This is a genomic window from Rhizobium tibeticum (assembly GCF_900110205.1).
Classification (GTDB): Bacteria; Pseudomonadota; Alphaproteobacteria; order Rhizobiales; family Rhizobiaceae; genus Rhizobium; species Rhizobium tibeticum.
This window is the reverse complement of the sequence record NZ_FOCV01000035.1, coordinates 36,958-62,837: the sequence shown is the minus strand read 5'-3', so window position 1 is coordinate 62,837 and position 25,880 is coordinate 36,958. Positions and strand designations below refer to the sequence as shown.

Here is a 25,880-nt window from a genome sequence, read left to right as displayed (position 1 = left end):
GCCTTCGAAGCCTTCCGCGACGCGGCCTCCTATGTCGCGATCCTCAGTCATGAACTGACCCACTGGACGGCGGCGCCACACCGACTGGATCGCGATCTCAGCCGCTATGCCAAGGACCAAAGCGACCGCGCCCGCGAGGAACTGATCGCCGAACTCGGCAGCTGCTTCCTCTGCGCCGATCTCGGCATCGTTCCCGAACTCGAGCCGCGGCCCGATCATGCAAGCTACCTTGCCGCCTGGCTCAAGGTTCTTAAAGGCGACAAGCGGGCGATCTTTGTCGCCGCCGGCCATGCGCAGCGCGCCGTCAGCTACCTGCACTACCTGCAGCCGGATCAGACGGACGAAGAGGAGGCGGCGTAAGTAAGCCGCCTTTCCGATGTCACACGACCGCCGGCGCGTTCGAGCGACATACGCGGCTATTTCATCGATCGGGCACGGTCTCGCGTGAGAGAGCCGTAACCGTTGATGCACTAAATTGGCTCTTCCAGGCGGAAATCCACCGTCGAAAAAACTGACGTTTATGTCGGGGAACAAACCTTCAGACCAATGGTTCGTAGACGCGGCAGTTGCCGTTTGTTTCAGCCATGGGAGGCTTTTATGTCAAACGAGTTTTCAGGAATGGAGGGCGGCGTCGGATCGTCACCCCACCCGACAAGCGGCGAGTTAATCCCGCCCGCGAAAAGGCCTGCGGGGGTGGGAGATCTAAAGGAGCAGATCGTCGATGATCTCACCGCTGCGCGCGACACCTTGAAGGAGGACGCGGCGTCCGCCGTCGATCGAGTAAAAGACGCGGTCTCGAAGGAGACAAGTTTTGCAGCCCGTCAGGTTGGCGGTATCGCCACCGCCCTTGAAAAGGTTGGCTCGGAACTCGAAAAATCAGACCAGCCCGAGGTCGGCCGATATGCCAGGCAAATTGGAAGTAGCGTGCAAACCCTCGCAAAGCAGATGGAGGGCAGAGACCTCGGCGAAGTAGCAACAATGGCTGAAGACTTCGGACGCAAACAGCCGCTGGCGTTCCTTGGTATCGCCGCACTTGCGGGCTTGGCGGCCAGCCGCTTTCTGACCGCGTCGGCCAAACGATCGACGAGCGCCGCTTCTGGTTCTCCCTTGAACAGCGGAGAATATACAAATGGCTAGGTTACCTGAAAACACACCCTTGTCCGAACTCCTTGGCGGATTGGTGACTGATGTCGCTGGACTACTGCGCAAGGAGATCGACCTTGCGAAGACTGAGGCATCGGAAAAAATTTCGCAGGCACTCAGCGGTGTCGAGGTTCTGATTGTTGGGCTGGTACTCGCGATCGGTGCGGTCGGCATATTGCTGAGCGCCCTCGTCGGGGGTCTGGCTGCCGTCCTCGTCAACTACGGCATGACACAGTCCAACGCGAGCGCGCTTGCTGCACTTATTGTCGGTCTTGTCATCGCCGCCATCGCCTGGGCAATGGTGTCGAAAGGATTGAATGCATTGCGCGGAGATAAGTTGAGGCTAGATCGCACGGCAACCTCACTACGGCGCGACGTCAACGCTGTGAAGGAAAAGATCTGATGGAAAACTCAATCGAAAAAACATCCTCGGAGCTCCAACGCGAGATCGACGCCGATCGCCTGCGTATCGAGGATCGGATAGACGCCATCCAGGAGCGAATGTCACCGGGGCAGCTGATCGATGAAATGCTGGCCTACGCCAAAAGCAGCGGCGGCGGTGAATATGTTAGGAATCTCGGTCAATCCCTTAAGGCCAATCCGCTGCCGGTCGCTCTCATGGGGGTCAGCTTGGCATGGCTCATGGCGAAACAGGAAACGTCGTCATCTGGTGGCGCCGCATCTCGTCCCGGTTTCGACGGTGACTATCCTTTGTATCAGGTCGAAGGACCTGTGCGGCGCATCGGCCCACCAGAAGCAACGGAAAATGGCGCCCGCTACAGCCATTTTACCGACGCCTCCGGAAAGCGACTGAAAGCACTGACCGACGATGCCGGACGACGTGCCGGCCACTTCATGGACGAGGCAGGAAAAACCTATCGAGGCTTCGCGGATGCCAGTGGCAGGCAGATCGAGGAAATTGTCGACGAGACGGGGGCAATTTTTGACGCTGCGTCGGGATGGGCCTCGGAAACATGGGCTCAGATCAAAGACACCGCAAGCACTATTGGGACGCGAGCGTCGGATGCTGCCAGTTCGCTTTCGGAACGATCCGCCTCGACCGGAGAAAGAGTGCAAGAGCAAGCGAGCAAATTAAACGCCGCCATTCTCACTCACTTTCGGGATCAACCGCTCGTCGGCGGTGCTCTCGCATTCGCTGTAGGAGCAGCGATTGGTGCGGCGCTTCCACATACTGAGACGGAAGACGAGTTTCTCGGCGAAACTGCGGATGCGGCACGCAACGCCGTCTCGGCTCAGGCGTCGGCCTTGGTCAATCAAGGAGCCGAGATTGCGTCCGACGCCTATGATAAGGCAGTCGCAGTCGCGTCTGACGTTCATGAGGTAGCCAGAGATCGTGTGGTCGAGGAGGTTGACAAGTTCAAATCAGATATAGGCAGGCAAGAGCCACAGTCCTCGTGAAACCGCCGTCGTTGCGGCCACAATGGCTGACCGCCGGTTGGCGGGAGATGCCCATGCCCCACTCAGATTGTCGAGCGCAGCCGCCATTCGAGTCGGGGCGAGGGTGTTCGTTGCACTGAGGAAAGAGGATCTCGATCCTTTCGACGCACCGACGCCGGGTCAAGCAGAACCCGGCTAAGGAAGGACCGCGGCTTGTTCGAGCCGTACCCGCCAAGCGCGTTCGTGACGCGCTGGCTTTTCTTAGGAAGTAGGCCACCGAAAAATGGCCGGCGCTTTGGGCGAGTAAGACGCTCCGATTGTTTCGCACCCCCGAGCACAGGCAAAGCCGATATCGCCACGCCTACTTGGGTGAATTGACTGACGACACGGCCGGCCCACCAGACGCTCAGCCGTCATCGTCTGCGCTCACCAGGGGCTGGGATTTCGACAGAGCAGCCGGGCGTTTGAAGAACCTGTAGGACTTTTCCGATCTGGGCTGTGGGCTTTCCTGCTTCGAGATCGCCTTCTCGCCAGCACGGTTCGATGCGGCGAGGTACTTCTTCCATTTCTGCCGATCTTCCTGTGGCGAATAACTGTTTTAATATAATGGGTTATTAGGGAATTTTACAATGGTTTTGCCGATTTTCGCTTCCAATAATGACAGCGAAGTACGGACAGTCGCGGCGCGGCCAGCATCGTGAAGTCCAAGGCTATCAACTCAGAATCGGCATTCGGCCGATAGTTTATTGGGGACTTTCTCAGCGAACGAATTCGAGATTGGGGAGCGTTGGCCGGGCCAGTATGCTAGTCTGCGCGTAGCAGGAAATGGAGCTATGAGCGAGACGCGTAAAATTGCGGCGATCCTGGTCGCGGATGTGGTCGGCTACAGCCGTCTTGCTGGCGCGGACGAGGATCGCATTCTTGCGCGGCTGCGGGCTCTGCGCAGCGATCTCATCGATCCGACCATTGCCGTGCACAACGGCCGCGTGGTGAAGCGCACCGGAGACGGAAGCCTCATCGAGTTCCGCAGTGTTGTGGATGCCGTTCGGTGTGCGATCGAGGTTCAAAGCGCAATGCTCGAGCGCAACGCCGGCGTGCCGCAGGATCGCCGCATCGAGTTTCGCATCGGCATCCATCTAGGCGATGTCGTCGAGGAAAGCGATGGCGACCTTATGGGCGACGGCGTTAACATCGCCTCGCGATTGGAAGGAATCGCTAAGCCCGGCGCTATCTGTCTATCTGAAGACGCCTACCGCCAGGTGAAGGCGCGACTCGAACTTCCTCCAACCGATCTCGGTGCGACGCAACTCAAGAACATCGCTGAGCCGATCCGGGTCTATTCGCTTCAGGTCGGCATCGTCGCGCAGGCAGAGCCGGCGATACCAGAGACCAGTGTCCTGGCAGAACCTTCGGTGCTGCCACCTGTTGCTGGAAAGCCCTCCATCGCCGTGCTTGCGTTCAACAACATGAGCGGCGATGCCGAGCAGGAGTATTTCTCCGACGGCATCAGCGAGGACATCATCACTGACCTTTCGAGGCTGTCCGAGTTGCACGTGATCGCCCGCAACTCGTCTTTCGTATACAAGAAGGCAGCGGTCTCCGTGCCAGAGGTAGCAAGGGCGCTTGGCGTCCGCTACGTGCTCGAGGGCAGCGTGCGCAAGGCGGGCAACCGGGTACGCGTCACAGCGCAGTTGATCGACGCGAGCAACGGCGGACATGTCTGGGCCAGTCGGTTCGATCGCGATCTCGTGGACATTTTTGCAGTTCAGGATGAAATCACCCAGGAGATCGTAGCTGCGCTCAAGCTGAAGCTGACGGTCGGCGACAAGGATCGCCTGACCCAAGGGCGCGCAGTCAACGTGGAGGCGTACGAATTCTACTTGCGCGCTCGGGAGCGGGCGTCGGCGCATACCAGCAACGGAAATATCGCGGCGCGCAGTCTGGCAACCGCAGCCCTCGCTCTCGATCCGGGCTATGTGGCGGCCCACGCACTGATTTCGTTTACCCATGTGCTCGACTACGTTAACGCCTGGAGCCCCGATCCGGAACGCTCGCTGCGGATTGGGCGAGAGCTTGCGCAACAGGCAGTGGAGATGGCCGAGGAGCAGCCCAACGGTCACTTCGCGCTGGTCATGGCCAGCATGTGGAGCCGGCAAATGGACCGGGCGCGGGCCGAGGTGCAACGGGGATTAGCGCTTGCGCCAAACTCCGTCGATCTCCATATGGCGAAGGCCCATATGCAGATATTTTCCGGTGATCCGGCCGATGCGCTTGAAACGCTCGACGTCGTGATGCGGCTGGACCCGCACTATCCCGAAGTGCTGCTCCAATTTCGCGCGGAGGCGCTGTTTTCCCTCGATGAGTATCAGCAGGCGATTGATGCAATCAACCAGCGGCTCGAACGAAACCCGCAATCTGAGACCGCCTATGCCCTGCTTGCGTCGTGCTATGGCCACCTCGGTCGGCCGGAGGAGAGCCGACTGGCCTGGGAGCACGCGCTTCAGATAAATCCTGGTTTCTCTGTCGAGCGCCGGCGCCGCGTCCTTCCGTTCCGGAACCCCAACGATTTTGAGCGCCGCGTTGAAGGCCTGCGCAAGGGGGGGTTGACGGTCTGACGCGCGCGGATGTTGACGGAATGCGCCAGATGTGGTCATCACAACAACTGCAAAATCCGTTATTCCGCCGTTCAGGATATGGCCGATATAGCAGTGTCAATCGCAGCCATCCCGCCCGCCATGGCCCGACGGCGGAAGGCTGGGTCACTCCGAGATGCGCAAGATGAAGACCTTCATCAGGATAGGTCACGACCTTACAAGCGCTGCAGCGTGCTCCTCAATCCAGGCGATCTCAAGCGTCGCCTCGTCGAGCACACCGCGACGGGCGAGTTCCACCTCCCACTTGGAGCCGTCAGCGACGAGCTTCCACATGTGTTCCTGCAATTGCCCCACCCGCTCGATTGCCGCTTGCACGACGCTGACCTCAGGTTCGAGCCCGTATGCCTGAAGCAGCAAACGAAAGCGGCGGGCCTTTTCGGCGACACCGGTCGGGAGTCCGTGTGCTCGACACTTCACGTCCCGCCAGAACGGTACCCAACGCCAGGCGATGAATCCGAGGTCCCACGCGCGAGGCCCTGGTGCCGCGGCGTCCCAATCGATGAAAGCAACCGGCAGGCCTGTGCGAAAGACGGTATTCCAAGGCGTGAGGTCGTTGTGACAAACCGTCTCAACAGGCTGCCGAGCCTTTAAGCGCCACTCTCGTCCAGTCCACGGAAAGCTCGCCGCCGCATCGTGATAGGCACGTATGAGCGCGCCAAGATGCAGGAGCACGTCGTCGCGCCAGACATAATCTGGGAGCCGGACGTCGAAGCGGCCACCTTCGTCGGGGATGAACCCGAGACCTTGGCCGACCTCCCCTTCCATGTAGGTCAGAACCTCTCGTCCCTGGTCATCAAACCCGTGCACATGCGGGGCCCCGGAAAACCCTTCACGCTCAACGTGCTGCAGAAGATCAAGGACGGCGGGAGACCAGGCGCGACCGTTGCGCCGAACTGTCTGACCGACTCGAACGACCCTCGAGTCCGCACCGCCTACGAGAGGAATCTCTGGCTCAACCATACTCCAACTAGCTCTCATTGTCCCGCGCGTGCTCTCTGGAAGCTTAGGCGCGGAGCAGATGGTCGGTCAAATGGAAGATATGCCCGTAAGGCGACCATCGATAGACCCGGAACGCGCGCCATTAGGGGTCCCCGCCTCGCGCGGACCTCTGCCCGCGCGCCAGACTGCATCAACCAACATCAGGGCACGAGTTCGACTTCACTCAGACGCCATTCCTTCGTGAAGAAAGATTCGAGAGGGCTATAAAGACGAAGCAGCACGAACCACCCCTTATCAGGCATGGTCTGAATCCAGTTGCCGCGCTTTACGTCCTTGGGCTGGGTCGGACCAAAGTAGATCGTCGTGGAACCATCAGCGTCCGCTTCAGCAGCGGGTGACGGATAGGATTGGCTGCCCGCACGCGGATATCGCTGCGGCGTGTCGAGCATTGACCGCGATTGATTGTCGTAGAGCGTGAACGACCAAAATGCTTCGGCTGGAATGTCTGGCGGTAGGGTCACCTTGTAGGTCTTGCCACCGTCATAGGGTTTTTTATCCGCATCGACGAAGCCCATGAGGTACTGCGAGCCGACCTTGGGTAGCCGCATGATCATGCCGGGAGAGTCGAGAGTATAGCCGTAATAAAATGCCGTTTTGGAGTCGAGGGTCCGCGCGCCAGTCGGCGGCAAAGGGGCGAACATGCCTTCCTTGGTTATCATCGGCGGCGGCGTCTCGAAATTCGCGCCGCCTTCCCAAAGCATGTTGGCCCAACCTGACCCGGGGTAGAAAGCCCAACCTGGAATGTTGCTTGAATCCCAATTTAGCACTCGTCCCGACGCGTTTCCGACCGCTGCTGCGTCGGTGAGGATTTTCTTCATCCGTTCATCTGGTCTGAATTCCTTGCCCTTCACGATCCCGATCGCCGCCAACTGCCCCGCGAGTTCCGGGTTGTAGGAATCGGCCGGTTCGGCCTGAATGTTGGCGTTGATCATCTCGAAGAACGAGTAGTCGCTTGGAGGGATCGTATTGAACGATTTCCCACTCGCCTCGTTGAACTTGGTCTCAGGCACCACCGGATTTGCGGCAAGCTTGACCGTGCCTTCAAGCGCTGTCGCGATGCTCGTACCTACTCCTCCTGGCGTGTACGGATATATCTTCATGTGCTCCTTGATGTTCGCGACCGTTGCCTTGGGGTCGTTGTCAACGAGGTAGCCACGCGAGGCATAGAGGACACGGTTCGTCTTCGCCCGAGCCACGTAAAAGCCACCTTCGGGAACAGGACCGTCGTAGCCGGGTGGAAGGATCAGGTATCGCCCGCCTTCTCCACGGTCGGGACCGGGGAAGCCGATGTCGATGATCCACTGAAACCACATGTCATTGATGGTCCCGACGCCCTTTGGAGGCTGCTCGACTACCATCGGCCCCTTCGTCAGATCGACGACACTGAAGTAATAGACGGTGTCAGCATTTGCCGTGAGAAACAGCGACTTCGAATCCATCAGTTCGGGAAAAATAGTAACTGTGTTGTCCTCAGCACCGATGCCGAGAAGGCCCTTGTGAATCGCATAGGCGGACGCGCCGCCGTAGCTATTCAGGAACGCGTCGAGGCCTCGGGTGAAAGCCAGTGTGTCGTACACCTTCTTTATGGTTTCAGGGCTCGGAGCGCCGTCCTTAAAATCCAGTGTCCCGATGCTCGACTCGACTCTGTCGGGGGTAACCAGAATTGGTGGAATTTTGTTCGCCGTCTGGCCAAAAGCCATGCCCCCGCCGCACAGAGATGTTGCGGCGACTAGGGCCAGAAGTGAACATGGGCTTATATTTCTCATGCTGTCCTCCATATCCATGAACTGGGATCAGCTCAGACGACCCACTGTTGCGGTGTTCGAGTGCTATGCACGTCGGTTCGACCTTGGCTAAGTTGCCTGGCCTGTCGCCCGGCACAGCACGATTGCAGGTTGAATAGCTCAGAGTTACACGATCCTCTAAAATAGCAAGCACGTTACGGTAAATGTCGGCGTAAATGATCCGGTCTAAGCAGATCACCGGCTTAGCGGTTGCCATCTCCTGTGCTTCACTTCGAGTATAGTAACGTAGGGGAATGTCGCGTTTGGGCCCGATAGCGCAAGGCGGCCTTGGTCGGAGAGTGCATAAGCCGCCAATGGATGATGTTGCCGTCGTTACTCTGCGTTTTTGTGAGAACTGACACCAAACAAGCTAGTCGGTAATGGAGGGGTAAAGGATGGCGCTACTGAGGTGCGTTTCGATTTTTGCCGCAGCCTATTTTATGGTGGCGTTGATCAGCCTCATGATCCTTGGAGATCCACATTGGGGAGGTTGTTTTACTTCTGTTGTTCGCCGAGTTTTCTCGTCTCTTCACCGTGTGGTTCAACTTTGCATTGAGGGGAGAATAGACTTCCAAGTCGCGTTGTCGTTCCAGGTCGGCTTTGTTAGGCTCCTGCCGCTCTAGCCGACCTGGAGACGCAGAAATGCAGGACCGACACGACACAGTAGTTATTGGCGGCGGCCAAAGCGGCATGGCTAGTCCTTCTTCCGGCAGCATCTGACAATGAATGGTTCGCACACCACGCATCTTGAAACCGCACATCGAGATGTTCGCTTCCCGCTAAGACCTGCTAACGAGTGACCCCTTTGGCCGCAAGGCACAGCCTCGCCGATGCAATAAGCGTCGGCCGGAGGGTTAGTTCGTAGGCGATGCCGGCAAAGGTTCGTCGATGTCTTCAGGAATAAAGCCGCCGGTCTGGCGTTTCCACAGGCGGGCAAACAGGCCATCCTGTTCGACCAGTTCGTCCGGCCTGCCTTCTTCCAAGATGCGTCCCTGATCTAACACCACGATCCGGTCCATCATGGCAATGGTCGAAAGGCGATGTGCGATGGCAATCACCGTCTTGCCCTCCATCACCAAGTTGAGCTTTTCCTGGATTGCGGCCTCAGATTCGCTGTCGAGGGCGGAGGTCGCCTCGTCGAGCACGAGGATCGGCGCATCCTTCAGCAAAACGCGAGCAATCGCCACACGCTGCCGTTGACCGCCGGAGAGCTTGATGCCGCGGTCGCCGACGAAGGCGTCATAACCCTTTCGGCCTTCGCCGTCCGCAAGATCGGTGATGAACACATCGGCCTTTGCTGTCTTTGCCGCCTGCTCGATCTCGTGCTGGCTCGCCTCCGGTCGGCCGTAACGGATGTTGTCTCCGACCGAGCGGTGCAGCAGCGCGACGTCCTGTGCAATGACGCCGATGTTGCGGCGAAGGCTTGCCTGCGTAATATCGCGGATGTCCTGGCCGTCAATCAGGATCGCGCCGTCCTCGATGTCGTAAAAACGCAGCAGCAGACTCACCAGCGTAGTCTTGCCGGCTCCGGAGAGGCCGACCAGCCCCACTTTCTCGCCGGGCCGTACCGTCAGCGACAGATTATCGATGACAGGCTTCCCGGACTTGTATGCAAAGCAGACGTCTTGGAAACGAATTTCGCCGCTATTGACCGTGAGGCTCGCCGCGTCAGGCCGATCTGTGATGGTGGGCGGCGTCGTCATCACCGGCATCGCGTCCTTGATCGTCCCAATCGCCTGAAAGATCTGCTGGCCCATCTGCAGGAAGGTGAAGATCTGCGTGGAGAGCCGCTGGAGGATGTAGACAGCGCCGACAAACTCGCCGACCGTGAGAAAGCCGTTGACGAGACCCGAGAAACCAATCGACAGCATCACCAGCCAGAGCGTCGTGTTGAGGACCACGACAATCAGTTCCGAGGTGCGGTAGATGCGCTGTTCTCCGTGCTGCGTCTGTATGGCCTTTCGGATGATGCGGCTGATTGCGCCGGCTTCGCTGTCTTCGGCGGCGAACTGCTTGATCATCTGCATGTTGGTGTAGAGATCGGTGATGGCGCCGGCCACCAGGCTGCGCTGCTTGGCGGTGCGGCGCGAACGCTCGGCAAAGATCGGCGCCATCTTGACGGTGAGCGCCACATTGAGCGCGATCCAGACAACGACTGGCAAGGCGAGCTGCCAGGACAGGCTCGATAGCAGGATCACTGAGCCGACCAGCTGCAGCAGGAAGCGCGGAATGGACTGGAAGGCGGCAATGATCTGCTGCTGGACGGCAGACGACACCTGCTGCAGGCGCGAGGCCACCTGTCCTGCGTAGAGATCATGGAAAAAGGCAAGATCCTGCCGCTCCACCGCTTTGTGCCCCTGCCACTGGATGGCGGCCGGCATGCCGATGCCGAGCGTATGCGAGGTGAGTGTGTTTAGAAGGAAGGAGGCGACGGGCATGGCCGGAAAGATCAGGAGCCCGAGGACAGTCAGGAGCGGCCATTCGCTGTGCAGGAAGACGGATGCGCCCTTCTGCGATACGCCATCGACGATGACCGAAAGCCCCCAGACGATGGTCAGGTTGATGGCCTCCATCGCCATGGATGAAAGTGCGAGCGCGATCAGCACGCCACGGAACATCGACATGAAGTGCAGCAGAACCGCCACGGGCCCCTTGGACGGCAGCGGCCGATAGGGGATGTCGAGCGGGCGGATCAGCGTTTCGAAGGGACGGTAGATCGCATCTGAAATCGACATGGGCCGCTCGGGTCGAAAATTGGGAGGAGGGCGAGGGGACTCAGCTATGCAGGCCACATAGCATCATCTTCCGGCTGCAATCTCAATCAGAAAATCTTCGCAAATCTCCTGGAATTGGAAGGGTCGCAAACGTCAGATCTGCGATCGTAGGAAAGTGCCTGGGGCGTCCGACGTTTCTGCGTAGTCGATGTAAGGGAACCTCCTGAATACTTGGTCATACCGGGCTGAGAGCGTTGTAATGAACGGAAACGAAACGCCAGTCGTTTCCGGAAAGTGCCAACAGCATGTGTGATCCGGGCGTCTCACGACGGCGAGTTCCCCTGGTATCTCGGCCCAGCCGAGAAACCAGATGACGAGATTTTATGCTGCGCAAGACGTGTCGCTGCGCACAGTGACGATCTGCATTGTGCATGTTCCATTTCTGTTCCAACTATTGATTTGAGGGAGCTCCTAATGGGGTATTGCGGGGCTGGACGAAACGGGTCGCCTTGCCATTTACTGGATTCTAATGAAGTTAAGGGAGTTTAGGAGCATGGCTGGCGAGATCCCCGTTTTTATCAGCCCGATAGATGTCGAGATTGAAGGCAACACCGGCCGCTATCGACACGCTGATACGGTCGAGGATCTCGCCGCCATGCTCCTAAGCAGCAAATTGACGTTGTCAAAGGCACCTTCATTCCATCGTGCCCTCATGACCTCGCTGGAGGCGCTGGAATTCTATACAGATGCGGCAAGTGCCCGAGCGGCCTTCGTTGCCGTGGCCCATGAGGCGGGTCTGCACGTCGTGCCGGACGATGTTGCAGCCGAAAAGCAGGCTGAGAAAAAAGAGCCCCACATAGAGGCGGGGCTCAGGGAATGATGAGCAGTGCCCTAGAGCGGGCAACGCGCGGACGATACGCCTCACATTCGAGGCCTTCAAGGCAAAGAACTCCCATCTTCATTTCGTGATGAGCATCAATGACCAAATCTCCGCGTCCTAAGCCGTTGCTCACTGGGAACGAGCCACTTCGTTCCAATCCAAGAAAGCCTCGTGACCCCTCCCAACCACAGTTGCCCTTTGACACTATGCCAACGCGCGTCGAGCCATGTCTGGCGCTTGTCAAGCAGCGTGCGCCCGTTGGTGCGGAGTGGCTCTACGAGATCAAGTGGGACGGGTATCGGATTGCGGTCCATCTCGACAACGGCAATGTGCGCATCTTGACGCGCGGGGGACATGATTGGACATATCGTTTCCCGGCGATCGAGGCAGCGGCCAAGAGCCTGGGTGTCGGGACAGCTATCATCGATGGGGAGGCAGTCGTTCTGGACGAGCAGGGGCGGCCCCACTTTGGCATGCTGCAGAATTCGCTTGGCGGTCGAGGTGGGAAGCTTCCCTCAGGGCAGGCGATGATGATGGCCTTCGATCTTCTATATTTCGATGGGCACGATATCCGAAACATGGAGCTGTCGTCCCGTCGCTTCTTCCTGGAGTCTCTTCTGCGCAGCGAGCAGGGCGCTATTCGGCTATCTGAGGCCATTGACGGAGATGGCCGGGAGATATTCGCAGTCGCCTGCGAGCAAGGGCTTGAAGGTATTATTGCGAAGCATCGCGACAGCAGTTACCGGTCAGGACGTCTTGGCGATTGGATCAAGGTCAAATGTTTGCAAAGCGACAGTTTCATTGTCGTCGGCTACGAGCAGTCATCGGTGGCGCGGGCAGGGATCGGTAGCCTCCTTCTCGCAGCCCGCAAGGGCCATGAGTGGGTTTACGTCGGAAACGTCGGCACGGGCTTCACCGAAAGCAATGCGGAGTCGCTACGCAATACGCTGGACCGCATTACAGCGAAACGGCCGCCCGTAGAATACGATGGGCGGCGAAGGAACGTCGTGTGGGTGCAACCGACACTGATTGCCGAAATCGAGTACCGCGCCTGGACACATGACCGCAAGCTGCGGCACGCGGCGTATAAGGGCCTCCGCGAGGTGCAGGATAATGCAGCGATCTATGAAATCGAGTGATCTGCCCCGACCTTGCGACCGTGGAAAAAACTTCTCAATGCGCCGGCTTTTCGGGAACCTCGGCAAGTAAAGCGATAGTGAACATGGTCCCGTGCGACGACGGAGTCGACGGCAAGTTCGTCATCACCGCGACGTCGCACGAACCCCTGCAGGACGAAAAAATCGGCAAGCATCGAACCATTTACATCGACCGAGCCTGGTGCCGCTTTGAGCACTTTCTGCGCGACGGGGCCAGATCGGCAACCATAGCTATCTCAACACCGTGCTTACACGAACCCGCGTCCTGGCACAGCATAGGAACTTGCCGCACTGCTTTTTGTGTATGCCGCCGGCGTAGTATAGTTTTTCTTATTCGCAGGTGCGGTAATAGTAATACTAAACCAAATACTAAAAATATAAAGATAATAGTTGCTTGAAGGAAAAACCTAGGTTAGCTTTTGTCGTCAGAGGGACATAAGTATTTGCCAATATGAGCGTTCAGCGGTCGGCGAATGGCGACCGGTCGGAGGAACGATGACAAGATCCGTTCGAATTCTTCTCACAGTCTTGATGCATCGAAAGAGTAAACGTCTTCAATTCGATGCAAAGCGACGACCGCAAACATAGCGTGTCGTAAACAATTCATTCCAATTTGCTAATTTGATCCGCGTCTCGGATTGGAGTGCTCTATGCAAAGGCAAGCAGTCGTTTTCAATGGTCAGGAAGTCGGTATAGCCGTTCCCTTCGACAACCGGTTGAAGTTCATCGCCGTCCGCTTTCATGTGATAGATCTTGACAACAAACTGTTCGACACGGTCACGGATATCCGTCGGGCGATCACGGATCACCTAGCCGCTAGGAACAACGGCGAGGTACGCGCTGCAGTGCACTGATCAAAAACGGCGCCCGGCATACGAATCTGCATCATCTCATCCTGGTCGAGGACTTTTGAGCGTCGTCAGATCCGGTGGACGGCGAAAAAAACGATAGGTGGGCGTTGAAATAGCACCACGACTCTCGGCATTGCGTCCAATGCCTTGCGTCTTCCTCTCTGTCGGCTGCGGTGGTCGGACCGACATTTGATCTCCCGGCATCGGAAAGGTCGGTCTTCCCGTTCTCCTAATTGTAGGACTGCATGCACACGCGCCGATAGAATTCACACAGGTGAACTCGTTCTTCGGCCGTGGCGATCAGTATGCGTTCCAACCTCCGTTCGAATGCCAAGGATCGCCCTTGCGGGGATCGGCCGTGCGGGGTCAGCGGCGTCAGCTTGATCCGGTTGCCAAGACCAATTCGAAACTGAGCCAGCGTCATCGCCGCCTTAATGAGCAGCGCTCGGATAGTCGGCTGCCTCTCGGCGGTGATGGCGATGCGAAAAGCTTCGACAAGTGCTTTCTTTGGAACAGGAAGCTCGATTTCGTCGATCAGGTCATTCCCGATCTCGTCTTCCTTCATGAAAAGCAAAAACTCATCGATCAAATGATTGGCCATCAGGACATGATCATCCAGCACGTCCTGGCTGAGTGTATAAAACGTTTGTCCACGTACGTTCAGGCCCATGCGGATCTCCTTGAGGCAAGAAACGCCGTCGGGCGGCATTCGTTCGAACAATGGCTTTTAAAAGTGCAGGGTGGATGGAACCCCCGCGTTGTGTTCGAGTTTGGCCAAGGTCGCTCGGCGCAACCAGCTCTCCTGCTTCAAAATCGGCATTAAACCCCATCTGTCGCTGAGCGGGCCGGCACCCGACGATCTATTTCAACGACCCAAATCCCTCGGCACTAAATGCGCCTCGTCCTTCTACGCTGGAAATAGCTCAGTCCACGAGTCTCCTTGGCTGCGTAACCGGTTCCGTCCGCCTGAAGCAATGGGATCACCGCTCATTGCCGTTGTTTGGATTGTCCAGTTCGTTCGTCCACGGCTGGTGTCGTTTCGCGTTTCACGGCGTCCCCGCGGTCGGGTATGACCGCATCGGAATGCTGCCTGGCCGATTCAGGCATGCTATCCGGATCGGGATCGTCGTCGGTTTTGAATTCATCGTTTCCGTGAAGGATTTCACGCTCGGCCTGAAGCCAGTAATCGTCGTGTCGTCCAGGCGGGCTACCCTCGCGCTCCCATAGTTCGTAGGCCCGTCTTCGAATGCGTTCCGTGCGGTTTCCAACTAGGACGTCGTCACGCCTGTCGCGTGATGTTGCGATGGCGGTTTCGTCCGGACGTGTGCCTTGGATGGGAACCTTTCTTGCCATTTTGAGCTCCTTGGAAAAGTTGCGCATGCTAACGATGCCAAGTCCAAGATGTTCCCATGCGGGCAAAGCTTCGTAATGAATCGTACAACAATGTCAGTTGGCAGCGAGCGTTGCAGCGCGCCTAACTACTGCCACTAACCAGGCACAGACGCCTTACCGAGCTTCACCGATGGCTCGCGAGCCCAAACGCGGAGTTTGCCCAACGCCGAGACGAAGGCAGATATTCCTTCTTCGCCGGGAAGCGCAATGAGGCCCTCATCTTCCATACCAGCAACACCTGCTTTTTCCAGCAAGGGCACGGCGGACTGGTCGTATCCGATGAACTTGCAGTGCTGGAAGGCGTCTGCCACAAAGTCGCGAGCCGTCGCCTCCTTCGCAAGGTCGTCGATCGCCGCGGAAGAGGTCAGCATAGCTACGGCGTCAAAAAGGACGGACGGCCCGCCGTCGATCATATGATGGGCTTCAACCCAAGTGCCATCGGAAGCCGTAACGCCACCAACCTTCGGCGCGATCACTTCGAAGACGGCCTTTTCCTTCGTTATCGCCGTGGTCAGGCCTTTCAACAGGCTGGCGTCGACGCCATCGGTTACCAGAATGCCGAGTTTGCGGCCTTCGAAGCGTTTGGGGCCACGCTCGACGATGCTGAGTGCGGGCGACGGTTCAAGATCGTGACGGGTCGGCACCGCTGCCTCGGCCGGCTCCGGCATGGACTGGAAACCGAGCTTTTGGGCGACGGTGGATGCAAGGGTCTGATCTATGTTCATAAGATGCGAAACCATCCGTTCGCGGATCACCGGTGTTTGGACCTTGCTTAGTTCGAATGTCAATGCGGCCGCGATGTGCCGCTGTTCCGGCGGCGTCTGGCTTATGTAGAATTGCCGCGCCTGGCTATAGTGGTCGGCGAAGCTTTCCGGGCGCAGCCGAACTTTCTCTCCTTGCTCCTCGGAGGCAAACGGGCGATGCCCATTTGTTGGTGACTCACGCGGCCCTTCGCCCCACGAGTTAGGCTGGTAGTTGACGCGGCCCGCCGGGTTACGCATCGCCATATGACCGTCTTGCTGGAAATGCGCGAAGGGACACTTCGGCGCATTGATCGGCAGGTGCGTGAAGTTCGGACCACCAAGCCGCTTCAACTGAGTATCGAGATAAGAGAAGTTGCGGCCCTGCAGCAGCGGATCGTTGCTGAAGTCGATGCCGGGCGGGACGTTCTGGGTCATGAATGCCACTTGCTCGGTCTCGGCAAAGAAATTGTCGGGCATGCGATCGAGCACCAGACGGCCGACCGGCTGCGGCGGCAGGATCTCTTCGGGAATGATCTTCGTCGGATCGAGCACGTCGAATTCGAAGTTGTCAGCAAAGTCCTGGTCGAACAACTGGACTTGCAGCTCCCATTCCGGGAAGTTGCCGGACTGGATCGATTGCCACAGATCACGACGATGGAAGTCCGGATCGGCGCCGTTGATCTTGACGGCTTCGTTCCAGGCGACCGACTGAAGGCCGAGCTTCGGCTTCCAGTGAAACTTGACGAAAGTTGACTCGTCCTTTGTGTTCACAAATCTGAACGTGTGGACACCAAACCCTTCCATAAACCGGAAGGAACGTGGGATGGCGCGATCCGACATTACCCACATGATCATATGCATGCTCTCGGGTGTCAGGCTGATAAAATCCCAGAAGTTGTCGTGGGCCGATTGCGCTTGGGGAAAAGCGCGGTCCGGCTCTGGTTTGACCGCGTGGATGACATCCGGAAACTTGATGGCATCCTGAATGAAGAAGACCGGAATGTTGTTCCCGACAAGATCCCAGTTTCCTTCCTTCGTGTAGATCTTTACCGCGAAACCGCGGACGTCGCGGGCAAGGTCAAAGGAGCCCTTGCTGCCAGCGACTGTCGAGAAGCGGACGAATACGGGCGTCTTCTCCCCCGCACGCTGGAAGAGGTCCGCTTTCGTATACGCAGCCAGGGATTCGTACGTCTCGAAGAAACCATGTGCCCCGTAGCCGCGAGCATGGACGACCCTCTCGGGGATACGCTCGTGGTCGAAGTGGAAGATCTTTTCCCTGAAATGAAAGTCATCGATGAGCAGGGGGCCGCGTGCACCGATCCGCAACGAATTCTGGTCGTCAGCGACAGGCCCGCCTTGTGCAGTCGTAAGGATCGGCTGCCCATCTTCGGCGAACTGATGAAGCTCGCCGCCATCGCCGCGCTCGAGGATTTGATCGTGAATTGTAGCTGTCGAACTCTTTCGTCCCCGTGACGCGACAGATTTCTTGACCATGATGAACCTCCTGAGTGAGTTGGAAAGAGTGGCAGATTGGCACAAAGGCGAATTGCGCCGTGGCACCATCGTTTCGCCGAACACTCGCGGCTGATCATTGTTCCAACAGAAAACGCCGGAGGAAAGCCCGCTCCCAGCGCTTGCTCGCCGCCATCTGGTAAAGTTCTTTGAATTTAGGCTGACAGCAGCCGCCGTGGAATCTTGAGCATTTTGATCAAAGCGTCGAAAGTGTATGGCTTTGGAAGGAATGAAACACCACTTGGCAGGTCGAAATGGCCGAGCTGAACATGCCCTGACGTCACGATAAGCCGCGCGTCGGGAAATCGGGCTCGAACCAGGGAAACAAGGCCCAGGCCGTCAATCGAACCAGGCATGTTGATGTCGGTGAAGACCGCATCAATCGAGCGCTCTTGAAGAAGCACCAGCGCCTCGTCAGCGTTTGCTGCTTCAAGCACATCGAAACCATCCTGCTCCAGCGCGTCGACGGCCGCATAGCGGATGAGTGGCTCGTCTTCTACAACCAACACCTTTTCAATCTTCGTATGGTCGGCAAAATGGCCTTGATCCTCGCGTTCCAGCCCTTCGAACTCAGACACTGCCTGCAACCAATGCTCGCGATCGCGCCCCGATGGACAGCCGTCCTGCTGCCAGATCTGATGTGCCCGTCGGCTGATCCAGTTGTATCTGTCTCCGTCCATTTCCCGCCTCCGCTGACCCCCGAACGTCGCGCAGAGGATCCGGTTCCGCCGACGGATAAAAATCGAACGAAGGTCGCGGCTCGTGTCGCTAATAGAGATTAGACGAAGCCAAAGAACGCCTGCACGCGGATCGCTGAGCGGCACGCCGTCGCTATTAGCAGCATATCTGCCGGCATAGGCCTCCACGCCCTGGCGGAAGCATGCACCGCGCCGCAATTCCTGAGGCGCTAGTCGCGTTCGGATTTGCCAGGCGAGCATTGGCGTCACTCGGTCTCGACCAAAGCCGGCCGTTCCCGGTACGACTCGTATTGGCTGCCAGCGAGTGCTCCAATCAGGATTGCGATCCCGACAAGGACAATTCCGCCAATGTAGATCAACAAGGGAAGACGGTCTTGCGTGGTCATGTCTTTGTCTCCTTTCCCTACTGCTATGAACCTTGCGAAATCAGCTTGGTTCCAGATCCGCAAAGGGCTGAGCTTCGATTGAAGCACATGTTTATTTTCACCCCGGAATGTCGTCTGTGCAAACAGACATCTCGCCAGTGATGACGGCGACAACCGCAGTGGATGCGCTGTCAACAAACGTCTCAACGTTCGCTCTCCAGGGTTGTGTCGCTTTTAGACGCCTTGTCGCTTTTCAAGCCTTGGTTTATTGAAGGATTGTGTGAGCGAGCGTAAAAATATGGGCAGGCCGCTACAGATTGCGCCGGGTTTCATCGGAGGTCGCCAGTGTCTCTCTTGAATATACCTGCTCTCAGCGCGAAAGATATCGAGCTGGTCAACAAGGTCGTCACCAAGTGGTGTCGGAAGCACCGCGTCTCTCCTGACAGCGACCAGGGCCGGGCCGTAATGGTCGCGGCGATCGATCGCGTGCTTGCAGGAGAAAGGTCGGCCGCCGCACTTGGCGAGCGGATCCGATCCCACATGGCCATCGAGCACTACAAACAGCATTGGGATTAGCGGCCATGCAAAGTTGAATTGCCTCTGGCCTGAGGGGGGCCATCCTGGATTCGGCGTCGGGCTGCCGCTACCGCGCCGCGACATCGAAAAGCGACGTCTCAATCAACGCGTTCCCTCACGGCGCCCTTGAATCCAGTCTAACGGCCTCTGCTTAGATCCCAATCGTACCGCTCGGAACAGACGGCAAGGATGAGTGGTCCCTCCATTGAGCGGACGTCCACCGCCGCCCGCGCCTAAAATCGGTCCCTGCGCCACCTCCGCCGGTCGCTTTCGCGATCCTTGAACCCACCAGTTCTGCGCGCGCCGCCAGCCGTCGTCTATCGAGAGCTCAACGAGACAGGATGACGATTTCCATCGAAGGTTGGATCGAGGAACTGCGCGCGCAGCTTTCGAACGCTTAGACCTCAGCCAAGCGCCGGGCGAGGGCCTTTAGGAGGATTTCACGCGGTCGGGGCCAAGGGATTGTGCTTGGTTGCAATCTAATCGACCGGCAGCTACCCCACGTAGCGCGCAGCTAGCAGGAAGAAATGTTGGGCCATCACACTCGTGCGACATGTAATTGCTGCCCATCGCCTTACCACGGTTATTCGACAAGTCCGAAGACCGGGCCGAAACCGCCATGCCAGGATCGGTCATTGCGGCCCATTGCCGGATTGTAAATCCCCACGCCTCGTCCACCATCGAGGAACAATGCATTGGGGCACTTCAAATGATCACGGAAAAACCGCGCGAAATCATAAAAATTCACTCTGTCTTCGCTGATCGCGAAGCGAACGGCGCGCCTGCCGCAGACCCCCACACCGCTCCGCCGCGTTCTGTCTGTCGACCCGACAATAAAGATCGGATTCACCTTGTTCTGGATAGCTAGCATCGGACCAGACTGGGTGGCCAAACGCACCTTGGGCCGACGCTTCAGAAATTCATCCGTCGGCAGTATTCCGGCGCTTTCTGCATCGAGAAAGAACACGCCGTTCGGCTCTTTGTAGAAATTCGGTACCGGGCCGAGGGAGCGTTCGGGCTCTACGGTATTGGCGGATCTCAATTCCCGCCCGTTTTCGACGTAGAGTCCGATTGGCGAGAAATCGGGTAGGTACATGCCGGCGTTGAGCGCGAACGTCAGCGTTCGTCCCTCATTGCGAACGGCTTTCGCAACGCTTGAAAAATAGCGGTATGGCTCGCCATCGACGTTCTTCCAGAACAATCGCAGGTCGGCTTTACCCACTTCCACTGTACAAACGATGTATCTTGCCTCTTCGAAGGTTTGTCGCGCGCATTGTTGGGCAAGAGCCGGTTGCGAGGATACTATTGATGCTGCCAGGACCATGGCAGCAACGAGCACACCATGTTTGAGATCGGGCATCGTCGCCGGGGTCTCCTCTTCAATCGCCAATGGATCGATCCTCTGTGTGGTCGCATGACTTACAACGGCGGGCGGTCTGGACGTGTTTCAGCCCGACCCAGCATCCGCATTTGTGGATGACGATCGGCCGGCACCTAAAGACGAGGCGCTGCGGGCGCACCTTGCACGCGCTGTGTACAAACAATGCCGACGGCGATTGCGGCCTCTACCAAAGCCTGCCTTGCTTCCTCCGCTGGAAGCTGTCCCTCAGTGACCGCCGCGCACGTTGCAAGCGCATACTCGAAGGCTGGACCAAAAGTTACTGGCCACCGTTCGGCGAGAAGTGCCGAAGCTTCGTTTGTACTCTTCACATCGACCGGATGCGCCTGACCAGGCAACCAGACTTCGAGCCCATACATCCAATCCCCGGGAACGACCATCATCGTGCACCTCCTGTGAGTCGCGATGGTCATCATGCTGTCATTCTCGCTCAGCCAATTTAAGGCAACGGGACCACAATACCGCAATTTGCGGCCAGGATGCAGGAGTGTGGAGGTCAGGCGCGACTTGTTCCCTGTTTCCTAAGTGGCCTCGCAAGAGGGCAACCAATCGGGCGATTAGAACATTGTGCCTCACTGTAACGAGTTCGGGGATCTTTGAAGGGGCTGTCCAAATGGAACTTGATCGCCGGTTCCTGTGACCAACAGGGGACTTAGGACACCTGCAACCATACAAACCAGAATCGCGATCATCACGATGCGCACGGACGAAGTCTTTCAGCAAAGCGCATCCGCCATAAATGCGGGTTGTGCGCAGTAGCCAGGTTCCAGATCATTATGGCACTGACGTCCAAATCTGATAGTTGGGCACTCGTATAGCCGACCCAAACTTTCGTATGTGCTGGATCTGAGCTTCACTTTCATTGGGGCTCTTTACCGCAACGATCGAATCGTCCGTCGGCTCGTCCGGCTGCTTCCGTGCTTCTCCGGATTTGTTGACTATTGCCCTTGGTCCTTTACGAGCGAATCCAGTTATTGCGGCCCTTGGCGGCCGCGGCTTTCGATCCCTCGATCTTTGCGACTACAGCCTTAGAGCCACGGACGGTTGAGTAAGCTTGGCGTCGCTAAGCTCGATGGAAACGCGCCAGGTTGTGAGGCTTACGAAAAGAGATGGCGCAGCACGCGCCTTGCGGACGTTTCAAGGAACGCCATCCCTGGCACAGGCACGCATATGGAGCAGCCTGTCCTCACAGCTGATCTCACTCAAAGGCAGACACGGACGCCCGATTCGATCAGTTTGCTGCGGCGTTTCCGACGCGGTTTCCAGCATTCTGGGTGGCGTTAACCGTATTTGCGGTGTCGCGGCCAATTCCCTTGATGGTGTTGGCGCAAGAAGCCATGAAAATCACCAGGAAAAGGGCGGCGGCTACTCTCGTTACAATGGTCATGGCAAATAATCCTTGTTGAAGACGGATAAGTAACGTTTCGCGCTTCGAATTTGTTCTCCCAAAAGTTCACAATCATCGCCCTCACGCACGGGTCGGAGAAATGTGCGCGATTGGGTAGCAAATGCCGCCACGGCGGCCGCAGGAGACGGAGCGTCCTTCACATTGTCCGCACCAGCGACGAAGTGAACTACGTCACATCAGGCGAACTCGCCTTCCCCGGGCTGGCGAGAGCACTGTGGCGCAGTTTCATGCGGTGACTGGCGCTGGCGAAAAGGAGTGCTTTCGGCCAGTCGGGCGGAGATCCGCCACGCTGGACTAATTGCCGTGAACACGGCTTAATACGGCACGGGGGATGGCGGGATTGCTGGGATGTCGATTATGAGATCACCACAGCAAATGACCGGTAACGTCAATGTTCTTGATGCGGTCGTGATCGGGGCCGGCTGGGCCGGCCTGGGTGTCAGCTATTGGCTGGCACGACGAGGCCTACGCCATAGCGTATTGGAGCGAGGCCGCGTAGGAGAAACTTGGCGCACACAGCGATGGGATTCTTTCGAATGAATACCGCCAACGTGCAGACCGTCATGCCAGGCGACTGCTATGACGGTCCAAATCCGTCTGGTGCCCTGACGCGCGACCAGTTCGTCTCTCTCCTTGAGGACTTCGCCAGGCGCAACGGGCTCCCGATCGAACCGGATACTGCGGTGACCGAACTTGCGCGCACGCACGAGAATGGCGAGTATCGGCTAACCACCTCACGCGGCACGCTTTTGGCGCGGAACGTTATCGTCGCAAGTGGTAGCCTGAATTGTCCGGTGCGCCCAGTTTGGGCCGCTGCGTTGCCGCCTGTCCTTCGCCAGATCGACGCTTCCGGCTACCGCAGCGCTGCAGATCTCCCCGATGGAGCGGTGCTGGTGGTCGGAAGTGGCCAATCGGGTGCCCAGATCGCGGAAGAGTTGGCGGACGCAGGCCGAACAGTCTTCCTTGACACCAGTCGTGTCGGACGGCTCCCACGGCGCTACCGAGGCTGCGACATCATGATCTGGCTCCTCGAAAGCGGGTTTCTCGACGTGCGACGAGAGGAGGTCATTCGACTTGCGGGACGCATCCCGCCTCGTGGTGTGCTGGGGTCGGTGCGCACGATAAGCCTTCAAGCGCTCAGCGCCCGAGGTGTCGTGCTTCTTGGGCATTTCACTGGCGTCGAGAATGGCGGTCACCTCTCGTTCGCCGACGATCTTGAAGCGAATGTTCGTTTTGCAGATGAAGCCTCAGACAACATCAAACGCCATATCGACGAATATATCAGCCGTGCTGGAATCGATGCACCTGTTTCGGAGCCCGACCCGGCGGAGACGGTCGCGATGCGTCAGCCGAATCCGACGATCGGTTCGCTTGATCTCTCCCGGTCCGACATAACGACGGTGGTGTGGTGCACAGGCTTCAAGGGCGATTTCAGTTGGGTGAGACTTCCCGGTGCGCTTGACAGCGTGGAACAGCCTGTTCACGCGGATGGGGTCGCCTCCCTGCCAGGCCTCTACTTAGCCGGGTTGGATTTCGCCTCCACACGCAAGTCAGGCATAATATTGGCGATCGCCGAGGAAGCACCTCGCCTCGTTGAACACATCGTAGGTCATTCGTGACCGCCTTTTGGCGCGAGGCGGTCGTAGCGGAGTATTCGCGGCTGGTGGCATTTTGCTACCGAATCCGGAAATGTGGGCTGTTGTCCCTAGCGGTCAATGGTGGAACATCCTGATCGAACCGGAGTTGAGGGGTAAACTTGGTTGTCATATTCCAGGAGAATGCGATGGGTCTCAAGGCGATCGCTCTGAGTGCGACACTTACGCGAAGCGTGGCTGCGGCTGTTGCCAATGTGATTTTCGGCACGATGGGAAAGCGCATCAGCCAATTCCCGATTGCAATTGATAAAATCGCTGGCGGGGGGAAGATCTCAATGAATGATATGCCAGAATTGTAGAGGGCCGATTTTCTGAGCTCCGACGTTGGAGCTCCCGAGGGGTATGACGATCTCTATTGCGGCGGCGCTAACGTTTGAGCTGAGAGGATCCTATGTCCGAGCAAGATGATCCCGCGACCTTCGCAGACCGCCTGTCGGCGATGACAGACGACGAGGTGTTTTTAAGGATGCAAGACCTCGAAAAGCAGAGCGAAGCGCTCTCTCGCGCAGGGATGGACCTGGACGACACTCTCGCTTTTATCGCATTGGTGGAAACGGAAATTGAGCGGCGGTTCCCAGGTCAGGCACTACAACCATACAAGGAATGGCAGCGGAGGGGTTCGGAGTAAGCTTTTATCGCCCGACCGCAATCGACGTCAGAGCTCACAGACGATGCCTTTTCAGGCATTGGGCGGGTGACGTTGGATGTCGCGCCTCGCAAAGCTGGTGCTGTATCCTAAATCCGGCCGCTAACTTTCGCTAAGGCGTAGAGCCTCCTTCAACGGGAGACGCTCGATTATTCTTCCCGTATTGTCGGTAATCTCGAACACTTGACCATCGACAACGTTGCCTTGCAAGACCGCCTCGGCCAACATTTCCCGGGCCGCGGTGATGGCCTCGCGATGTGCGGCAGCAGCGCTGTCAAGGTCCACGCCTTCCTCATCTTCGATAATCTCATTGCCTGTGCGGAGGTGGAAGAAATATTTGGTCATCGGCAACACAAGACGCTGGGGCGAATTCACTCGAAAAGAATTGAACCAAAGAAACGCATCGTCTCTTCGTTGGTTCCGAGCGTGCGCGCAATTTCTCTATCCTATCGTCCTGGAGGGCTAAGGCCTGGAATGAAGCCCATAATGCCGGTCATCATCGAGCGACTGGAATTGGGCCATGGTAAAATGCTGCCGAGATGTCAGCTTGGAATGCCTATGGTGTCGAGGGAAGGGTTGGACTTCGCATTCACTGGTAGTCCGCCTTGGAGGCCTCACCTGTTGTTGGGTCGCGTTACTTGGGGAACAGGAAGGTTATGGACACTCGGAACCCGAGTCCTTCTGGGCCATTCTCCGGAGCGGACGCCCAATAACGAACTCCAGCCTGCAAGCTTATCGGTTGCTTGTCCACGGTAACGAGCTTCGACACTGTGAAGTTGATCGGTACCGACCAGTCATCTGACTCCCAGTCATACGTAGATTCCGTGTTCAACGCGAAGGTCCAAGCATCCGGCGTCGTGTAGGAAATAAAGGGTTGCAGGTAGGTAGAACTTACATCTACCCGGTCACTCTCGCCCGCAAACGACCACACGTGGTTCGCCAGGATCCCGACAGTCCACGGTCCGTCTTGCTTGAGAGCGACGCCGGTTGGGCCGGCGCCCCACTTTCCGCTCCCGAGCAGGTCGTTGGTACCAGTTGGAAGCAGGAAGACGGGGCCAACACCCCAGATGATTCCGCTTTCGGTTGGCTTGGCAGGCGACAGGAAGAAACTCTGCAGGGTATCACCCAACCCGAACTGCTCACCCGACGGTCCGGCAATATCGTCTTGCCAGGTCACCGGCAGGATTGTTCGGGAAATCAGGTTCCAGTCTTCATTTATCGAAATTGGGATAACAGGCTGAATATTCAGCGTGGTTTTATCGCCATCTTCCGGTCCATACCCGTGATCGTAGTTGAACTGGAACGGAACGCTGATCAGTGACGCAATCGGGTTTGAAAGCTTCTTCGCCAATTCTTCGCTGGATTGGGCGTGTGCCGACGCAGTGACGGACGTCAGAAGAAAGGTGTAGCTCAGGAGCCTGATCGAACTAGAGGCCATAGTCGTACTCCTACCTGTTCAAGTTTTGAAAAACCGGGGGAGTCATGCCCGAACTCTCCAGTCCGCATGCTGCAACTGACGCTGATTGAGTCCTCATGCCGTTGCAAGTGCGTGGCGGCAACACTGGCCGATATTCGCGTTCGAACTGAAGGGAAGCCACAAGGACGTTGAAGGTCGCCTTCCGATGGCTTTCATCGTCACGGGCGACCAGTCCCTGGCTTGCCGGAGTCAGAAACGGCCGCCATCTTACTTGATAGGTAACGGCGCACTCTGGGCTGCAAGAATCGGTTGCCACCACGGAGGTCGCGTGGTGGGGGTATCGGAGACGGATGAACGTTTAGTTGCGACGAGGTCTCGACGCTGCGCTTCAAGGGAGTACGACGCCCAGGTGGACGGCTCGTGAATTCCACGCGGGCTCGCTGACACCTGCTGGAGACTCGCATCGACGGCCATCGAACTGGGGAAGCG

27 protein-coding genes are annotated in these 25,880 nt (G+C 57.7%); 13 read left to right on the top strand and 14 right to left on the bottom strand.

Annotated elements, in window-relative coordinates:
• The 4 genes from BSG20_RS28105 to BSG20_RS28090 all read left to right on the top strand — a co-directional run.
• Nucleotides 1-360, top strand: a 360-nt coding sequence (locus BSG20_RS28105; protein WP_244551821.1) for a zincin-like metallopeptidase domain-containing protein, incomplete at its 5' end; no start/stop codon positions are given.
• Between the two features lie 237 nt (nt 361-597).
• Nucleotides 598-1,137: a nutrient deprivation-induced protein gene (locus tag BSG20_RS28100; RefSeq protein WP_072380646.1), complete on the top strand. Its 540-nt coding sequence runs from the start codon at nt 598-600 to the stop codon at nt 1,135-1,137.
• Nucleotides 1,130-1,546 carry a phage holin family protein gene (locus BSG20_RS28095; protein ID WP_072380644.1) on the top strand — a complete coding sequence of 139 codons (417 nt, stop codon included), beginning with the start codon at nt 1,130-1,132 and terminating at the stop codon, nt 1,544-1,546. The genes BSG20_RS28100 and BSG20_RS28095 overlap by 8 nt, the downstream gene beginning before the upstream one ends.
• Nucleotides 1,546-2,562 (top strand): DUF3618 domain-containing protein, encoded by a 1,017-nt coding sequence (locus BSG20_RS28090; protein WP_072380642.1) that lies wholly within the window; start codon nt 1,546-1,548, stop codon nt 2,560-2,562. The genes BSG20_RS28095 and BSG20_RS28090 overlap by 1 nt, the downstream gene beginning before the upstream one ends.
• Before the next feature lie 392 nt (nt 2,563-2,954).
• On the opposite strand, the gene BSG20_RS39195 is transcribed toward BSG20_RS28090, so the two are convergent.
• Nucleotides 2,955-3,107 carry a helix-turn-helix domain-containing protein gene (locus tag BSG20_RS39195; RefSeq protein WP_478013403.1) on the bottom strand — a complete coding sequence of 51 codons (153 nt, stop codon included), beginning with the start codon at nt 3,105-3,107 and terminating at the stop codon, nt 2,955-2,957.
• 267 nt (nt 3,108-3,374) lie between these two features.
• Here BSG20_RS39195 and BSG20_RS28080 point away from each other — a divergent pair, with 267 nt between their 5' ends.
• A complete protein-coding gene (locus tag BSG20_RS28080; RefSeq protein ID WP_072380641.1) occupies nt 3,375-5,156 on the top strand; it encodes an adenylate/guanylate cyclase domain-containing protein in 1,782 nt (593 codons plus the stop codon).
• A gap of 186 nt (nt 5,157-5,342) precedes the next feature.
• Here BSG20_RS28080 and BSG20_RS28075 read toward each other — a convergent pair whose 3' ends face one another.
• From BSG20_RS28075 to BSG20_RS28065, 3 genes are all read right to left on the bottom strand, one after another.
• Nucleotides 5,343-6,155 carry an aminoglycoside phosphotransferase family protein gene (locus BSG20_RS28075; RefSeq protein WP_072380639.1) on the bottom strand — a complete coding sequence of 271 codons (813 nt, stop codon included), beginning with the start codon at nt 6,153-6,155 and terminating at the stop codon, nt 5,343-5,345.
• A 179-nt stretch (nt 6,156-6,334) separates the two neighbouring features.
• Nucleotides 6,335-7,894, bottom strand: coding sequence for a DUF1254 domain-containing protein (locus BSG20_RS28070; protein ID WP_093041521.1), 1,560 nt, complete (start codon nt 7,892-7,894; stop codon nt 6,335-6,337).
• Between the two features lie 938 nt (nt 7,895-8,832).
• Nucleotides 8,833-10,713: an ABC transporter ATP-binding protein gene (locus BSG20_RS28065; RefSeq protein WP_072380636.1), complete on the bottom strand. Its 1,881-nt coding sequence runs from the start codon at nt 10,711-10,713 to the stop codon at nt 8,833-8,835.
• A 532-nt stretch (nt 10,714-11,245) separates the two neighbouring features.
• Between BSG20_RS28065 and BSG20_RS28060 the strand changes: the two genes are divergently transcribed.
• The 3 genes from BSG20_RS28060 (at nt 11,246) to BSG20_RS28045 (ending at nt 13,583) form a co-directional block, all read left to right on the top strand.
• Entirely contained in the window at nt 11,246-11,572 is a 327-nt protein-coding gene (locus BSG20_RS28060) for a DUF982 domain-containing protein (protein ID WP_072380634.1), read from the top strand.
• 98 nt (nt 11,573-11,670) lie between these two features.
• A complete protein-coding gene (gene ligD, locus BSG20_RS28055; RefSeq protein WP_072380632.1) occupies nt 11,671-12,711 on the top strand; it encodes a non-homologous end-joining DNA ligase in 1,041 nt (346 codons plus the stop codon).
• Between the two features lie 668 nt (nt 12,712-13,379).
• Nucleotides 13,380-13,583: a hypothetical protein gene (locus BSG20_RS28045; protein WP_072380630.1), complete on the top strand. Its 204-nt coding sequence runs from the start codon at nt 13,380-13,382 to the stop codon at nt 13,581-13,583.
• A 226-nt stretch (nt 13,584-13,809) separates the two neighbouring features.
• Here the strand turns inward: BSG20_RS28045 and BSG20_RS28040 are convergent, their stop codons facing one another.
• The 5 genes from BSG20_RS28040 to BSG20_RS36685 all read right to left on the bottom strand — a co-directional run bounded on the left by BSG20_RS28040 (nt 13,810) and on the right by BSG20_RS36685 (nt 18,311).
• Complete coding sequence (locus tag BSG20_RS28040; RefSeq protein ID WP_072380628.1) at nt 13,810-14,250, bottom strand: hypothetical protein; 441 nt, start codon at nt 14,248-14,250, stop codon at nt 13,810-13,812.
• Between the two features lie 317 nt (nt 14,251-14,567).
• On the bottom strand, nt 14,568-14,933 hold the full coding sequence (locus tag BSG20_RS28035; protein WP_072380657.1) for a DUF2934 domain-containing protein: 366 nt from the start codon (nt 14,931-14,933) through the stop codon (nt 14,568-14,570).
• Between the two features lie 134 nt (nt 14,934-15,067).
• Nucleotides 15,068-17,209, bottom strand: coding sequence for a catalase (katE, locus tag BSG20_RS28030; RefSeq protein WP_072380626.1), 2,142 nt, complete (start codon nt 17,207-17,209; stop codon nt 15,068-15,070).
• A gap of 173 nt (nt 17,210-17,382) precedes the next feature.
• On the bottom strand, nt 17,383-17,907 hold the full coding sequence (locus BSG20_RS28025) for a response regulator (protein ID WP_072380624.1): 525 nt from the start codon (nt 17,905-17,907) through the stop codon (nt 17,383-17,385).
• A 263-nt stretch (nt 17,908-18,170) separates the two neighbouring features.
• Nucleotides 18,171-18,311 carry a hypothetical protein gene (locus tag BSG20_RS36685; RefSeq protein ID WP_167371612.1) on the bottom strand — a complete coding sequence of 47 codons (141 nt, stop codon included), beginning with the start codon at nt 18,309-18,311 and terminating at the stop codon, nt 18,171-18,173.
• A 324-nt stretch (nt 18,312-18,635) separates the two neighbouring features.
• Here BSG20_RS36685 and BSG20_RS28020 point away from each other — a divergent pair, with 324 nt between their 5' ends.
• Nucleotides 18,636-18,866 (top strand): hypothetical protein, encoded by a 231-nt coding sequence (locus BSG20_RS28020; protein ID WP_072380620.1) that lies wholly within the window; start codon nt 18,636-18,638, stop codon nt 18,864-18,866.
• A 583-nt stretch (nt 18,867-19,449) separates the two neighbouring features.
• Here the strand turns inward: BSG20_RS28020 and BSG20_RS28015 are convergent.
• From BSG20_RS28015 to BSG20_RS28005, 3 genes are all read right to left on the bottom strand, one after another.
• Nucleotides 19,450-20,226 carry a phosphodiester glycosidase family protein gene (locus tag BSG20_RS28015; RefSeq protein WP_072380618.1) on the bottom strand — a complete coding sequence of 259 codons (777 nt, stop codon included), beginning with the start codon at nt 20,224-20,226 and terminating at the stop codon, nt 19,450-19,452.
• 134 nt (nt 20,227-20,360) lie between these two features.
• A complete protein-coding gene (locus BSG20_RS28010; RefSeq protein ID WP_244541461.1) occupies nt 20,361-20,648 on the bottom strand; it encodes a DUF982 domain-containing protein in 288 nt (95 codons plus the stop codon).
• An 848-nt stretch (nt 20,649-21,496) separates the two neighbouring features.
• Complete coding sequence (locus tag BSG20_RS28005) at nt 21,497-21,652, bottom strand: entericidin domain-containing protein (protein WP_072380616.1); 156 nt, start codon at nt 21,650-21,652, stop codon at nt 21,497-21,499.
• Between the two features lie 369 nt (nt 21,653-22,021).
• Between BSG20_RS28005 and BSG20_RS38685 the strand changes: the two genes are divergently transcribed.
• From BSG20_RS38685 to BSG20_RS27995, 4 genes are all read left to right on the top strand, one after another.
• Nucleotides 22,022-22,213, top strand: a complete 192-nt coding sequence (locus tag BSG20_RS38685; RefSeq protein WP_342030078.1) for an FAD-dependent oxidoreductase — start codon at nt 22,022-22,024, stop codon at nt 22,211-22,213.
• Nucleotides 22,210-23,292 (top strand): NAD(P)-binding domain-containing protein, encoded by a 1,083-nt coding sequence (locus BSG20_RS28000; RefSeq protein WP_306372255.1) that lies wholly within the window; start codon nt 22,210-22,212, stop codon nt 23,290-23,292. Before BSG20_RS38685 ends, BSG20_RS28000 begins: the two co-directional genes overlap by 4 nt.
• A gap of 164 nt (nt 23,293-23,456) precedes the next feature.
• On the top strand, nt 23,457-23,627 hold the full coding sequence (locus tag BSG20_RS36680; protein WP_167371611.1) for a hypothetical protein: 171 nt from the start codon (nt 23,457-23,459) through the stop codon (nt 23,625-23,627).
• Nucleotides 23,628-23,719: 92 nt separating this feature from the next.
• On the top strand, nt 23,720-23,956 hold the full coding sequence (locus tag BSG20_RS27995; RefSeq protein WP_072380614.1) for a hypothetical protein: 237 nt from the start codon (nt 23,720-23,722) through the stop codon (nt 23,954-23,956).
• Between the two features lie 120 nt (nt 23,957-24,076).
• Here the strand turns inward: BSG20_RS27995 and BSG20_RS27990 are convergent, their stop codons facing one another.
• The gene (locus tag BSG20_RS27990; protein WP_072380653.1) at nt 24,077-24,319 is read right to left on the bottom strand and encodes a DUF6894 family protein; all 243 of its coding nucleotides are present in this window, start codon (nt 24,317-24,319) and stop codon (nt 24,077-24,079) included.
• A gap of 289 nt (nt 24,320-24,608) precedes the next feature.
• Entirely contained in the window at nt 24,609-25,412 is an 804-nt protein-coding gene (locus tag BSG20_RS27985) for a hypothetical protein (RefSeq protein ID WP_072380612.1), read from the bottom strand.
• Between the last annotated feature and the right edge of the window lie 468 nt (nt 25,413-25,880).

What these genes read in the sequence shown, in the direction of transcription:
- BSG20_RS28100 (WP_072380646.1), top strand. Translation starts at nt 598, where the DNA reads ATGTCAAACGAGTTTTCAGGAATGGAGGGCGGCGTCGGATCGTCACCC.
- BSG20_RS28095 (WP_072380644.1), top strand. Translation starts at nt 1,130, where the DNA reads ATGGCTAGGTTACCTGAAAACACACCCTTGTCCGAACTCCTTGGCGGA.
- BSG20_RS28090 (WP_072380642.1), top strand. Translation starts at nt 1,546, where the DNA reads ATGGAAAACTCAATCGAAAAAACATCCTCGGAGCTCCAACGCGAGATC.
- BSG20_RS39195 (WP_478013403.1), bottom strand. Translation starts at nt 3,107, where the DNA reads ATGGAAGAAGTACCTCGCCGCATCGAACCGTGCTGGCGAGAAGGCGAT.
- BSG20_RS28080 (WP_072380641.1), top strand. Translation starts at nt 3,375, where the DNA reads ATGAGCGAGACGCGTAAAATTGCGGCGATCCTGGTCGCGGATGTGGTC.
- BSG20_RS28075 (WP_072380639.1), bottom strand. Translation starts at nt 6,155, where the DNA reads ATGGTTGAGCCAGAGATTCCTCTCGTAGGCGGTGCGGACTCGAGGGTC.
- BSG20_RS28070 (WP_093041521.1), bottom strand. Translation starts at nt 7,894, where the DNA reads ATGGCTTTTGGCCAGACGGCGAACAAAATTCCACCAATTCTGGTTACC.
- BSG20_RS28065 (WP_072380636.1), bottom strand. Translation starts at nt 10,713, where the DNA reads ATGTCGATTTCAGATGCGATCTACCGTCCCTTCGAAACGCTGATCCGC.
- BSG20_RS28060 (WP_072380634.1), top strand. Translation starts at nt 11,246, where the DNA reads ATGGCTGGCGAGATCCCCGTTTTTATCAGCCCGATAGATGTCGAGATT.
- ligD (WP_072380632.1), top strand. Translation starts at nt 11,671, where the DNA reads ATGACCAAATCTCCGCGTCCTAAGCCGTTGCTCACTGGGAACGAGCCA.
- BSG20_RS28045 (WP_072380630.1), top strand. Translation starts at nt 13,380, where the DNA reads ATGCAAAGGCAAGCAGTCGTTTTCAATGGTCAGGAAGTCGGTATAGCC.
- BSG20_RS28040 (WP_072380628.1), bottom strand. Translation starts at nt 14,250, where the DNA reads ATGGGCCTGAACGTACGTGGACAAACGTTTTATACACTCAGCCAGGAC.
- BSG20_RS28035 (WP_072380657.1), bottom strand. Translation starts at nt 14,933, where the DNA reads ATGGCAAGAAAGGTTCCCATCCAAGGCACACGTCCGGACGAAACCGCC.
- katE (WP_072380626.1), bottom strand. Translation starts at nt 17,209, where the DNA reads ATGGTCAAGAAATCTGTCGCGTCACGGGGACGAAAGAGTTCGACAGCT.
- BSG20_RS28025 (WP_072380624.1), bottom strand. Translation starts at nt 17,907, where the DNA reads ATGGACGGAGACAGATACAACTGGATCAGCCGACGGGCACATCAGATC.
- BSG20_RS36685 (WP_167371612.1), bottom strand. Translation starts at nt 18,311, where the DNA reads ATGACCACGCAAGACCGTCTTCCCTTGTTGATCTACATTGGCGGAATT.
- BSG20_RS28015 (WP_072380618.1), bottom strand. Translation starts at nt 20,226, where the DNA reads ATGCCCGATCTCAAACATGGTGTGCTCGTTGCTGCCATGGTCCTGGCA.
- BSG20_RS28010 (WP_244541461.1), bottom strand. Translation starts at nt 20,648, where the DNA reads ATGATGGTCGTTCCCGGGGATTGGATGTATGGGCTCGAAGTCTGGTTG.
- BSG20_RS28005 (WP_072380616.1), bottom strand. Translation starts at nt 21,652, where the DNA reads ATGACCATTGTAACGAGAGTAGCCGCCGCCCTTTTCCTGGTGATTTTC.
- BSG20_RS38685 (WP_342030078.1), top strand. Translation starts at nt 22,022, where the DNA reads ATGTCGATTATGAGATCACCACAGCAAATGACCGGTAACGTCAATGTT.
- BSG20_RS28000 (WP_306372255.1), top strand. Translation starts at nt 22,210, where the DNA reads ATGAATACCGCCAACGTGCAGACCGTCATGCCAGGCGACTGCTATGAC.
- BSG20_RS36680 (WP_167371611.1), top strand. Translation starts at nt 23,457, where the DNA reads ATGGGTCTCAAGGCGATCGCTCTGAGTGCGACACTTACGCGAAGCGTG.
- BSG20_RS27995 (WP_072380614.1), top strand. Translation starts at nt 23,720, where the DNA reads ATGTCCGAGCAAGATGATCCCGCGACCTTCGCAGACCGCCTGTCGGCG.
- BSG20_RS27990 (WP_072380653.1), bottom strand. Translation starts at nt 24,319, where the DNA reads ATGACCAAATATTTCTTCCACCTCCGCACAGGCAATGAGATTATCGAA.
- BSG20_RS27985 (WP_072380612.1), bottom strand. Translation starts at nt 25,412, where the DNA reads ATGGCCTCTAGTTCGATCAGGCTCCTGAGCTACACCTTTCTTCTGACG.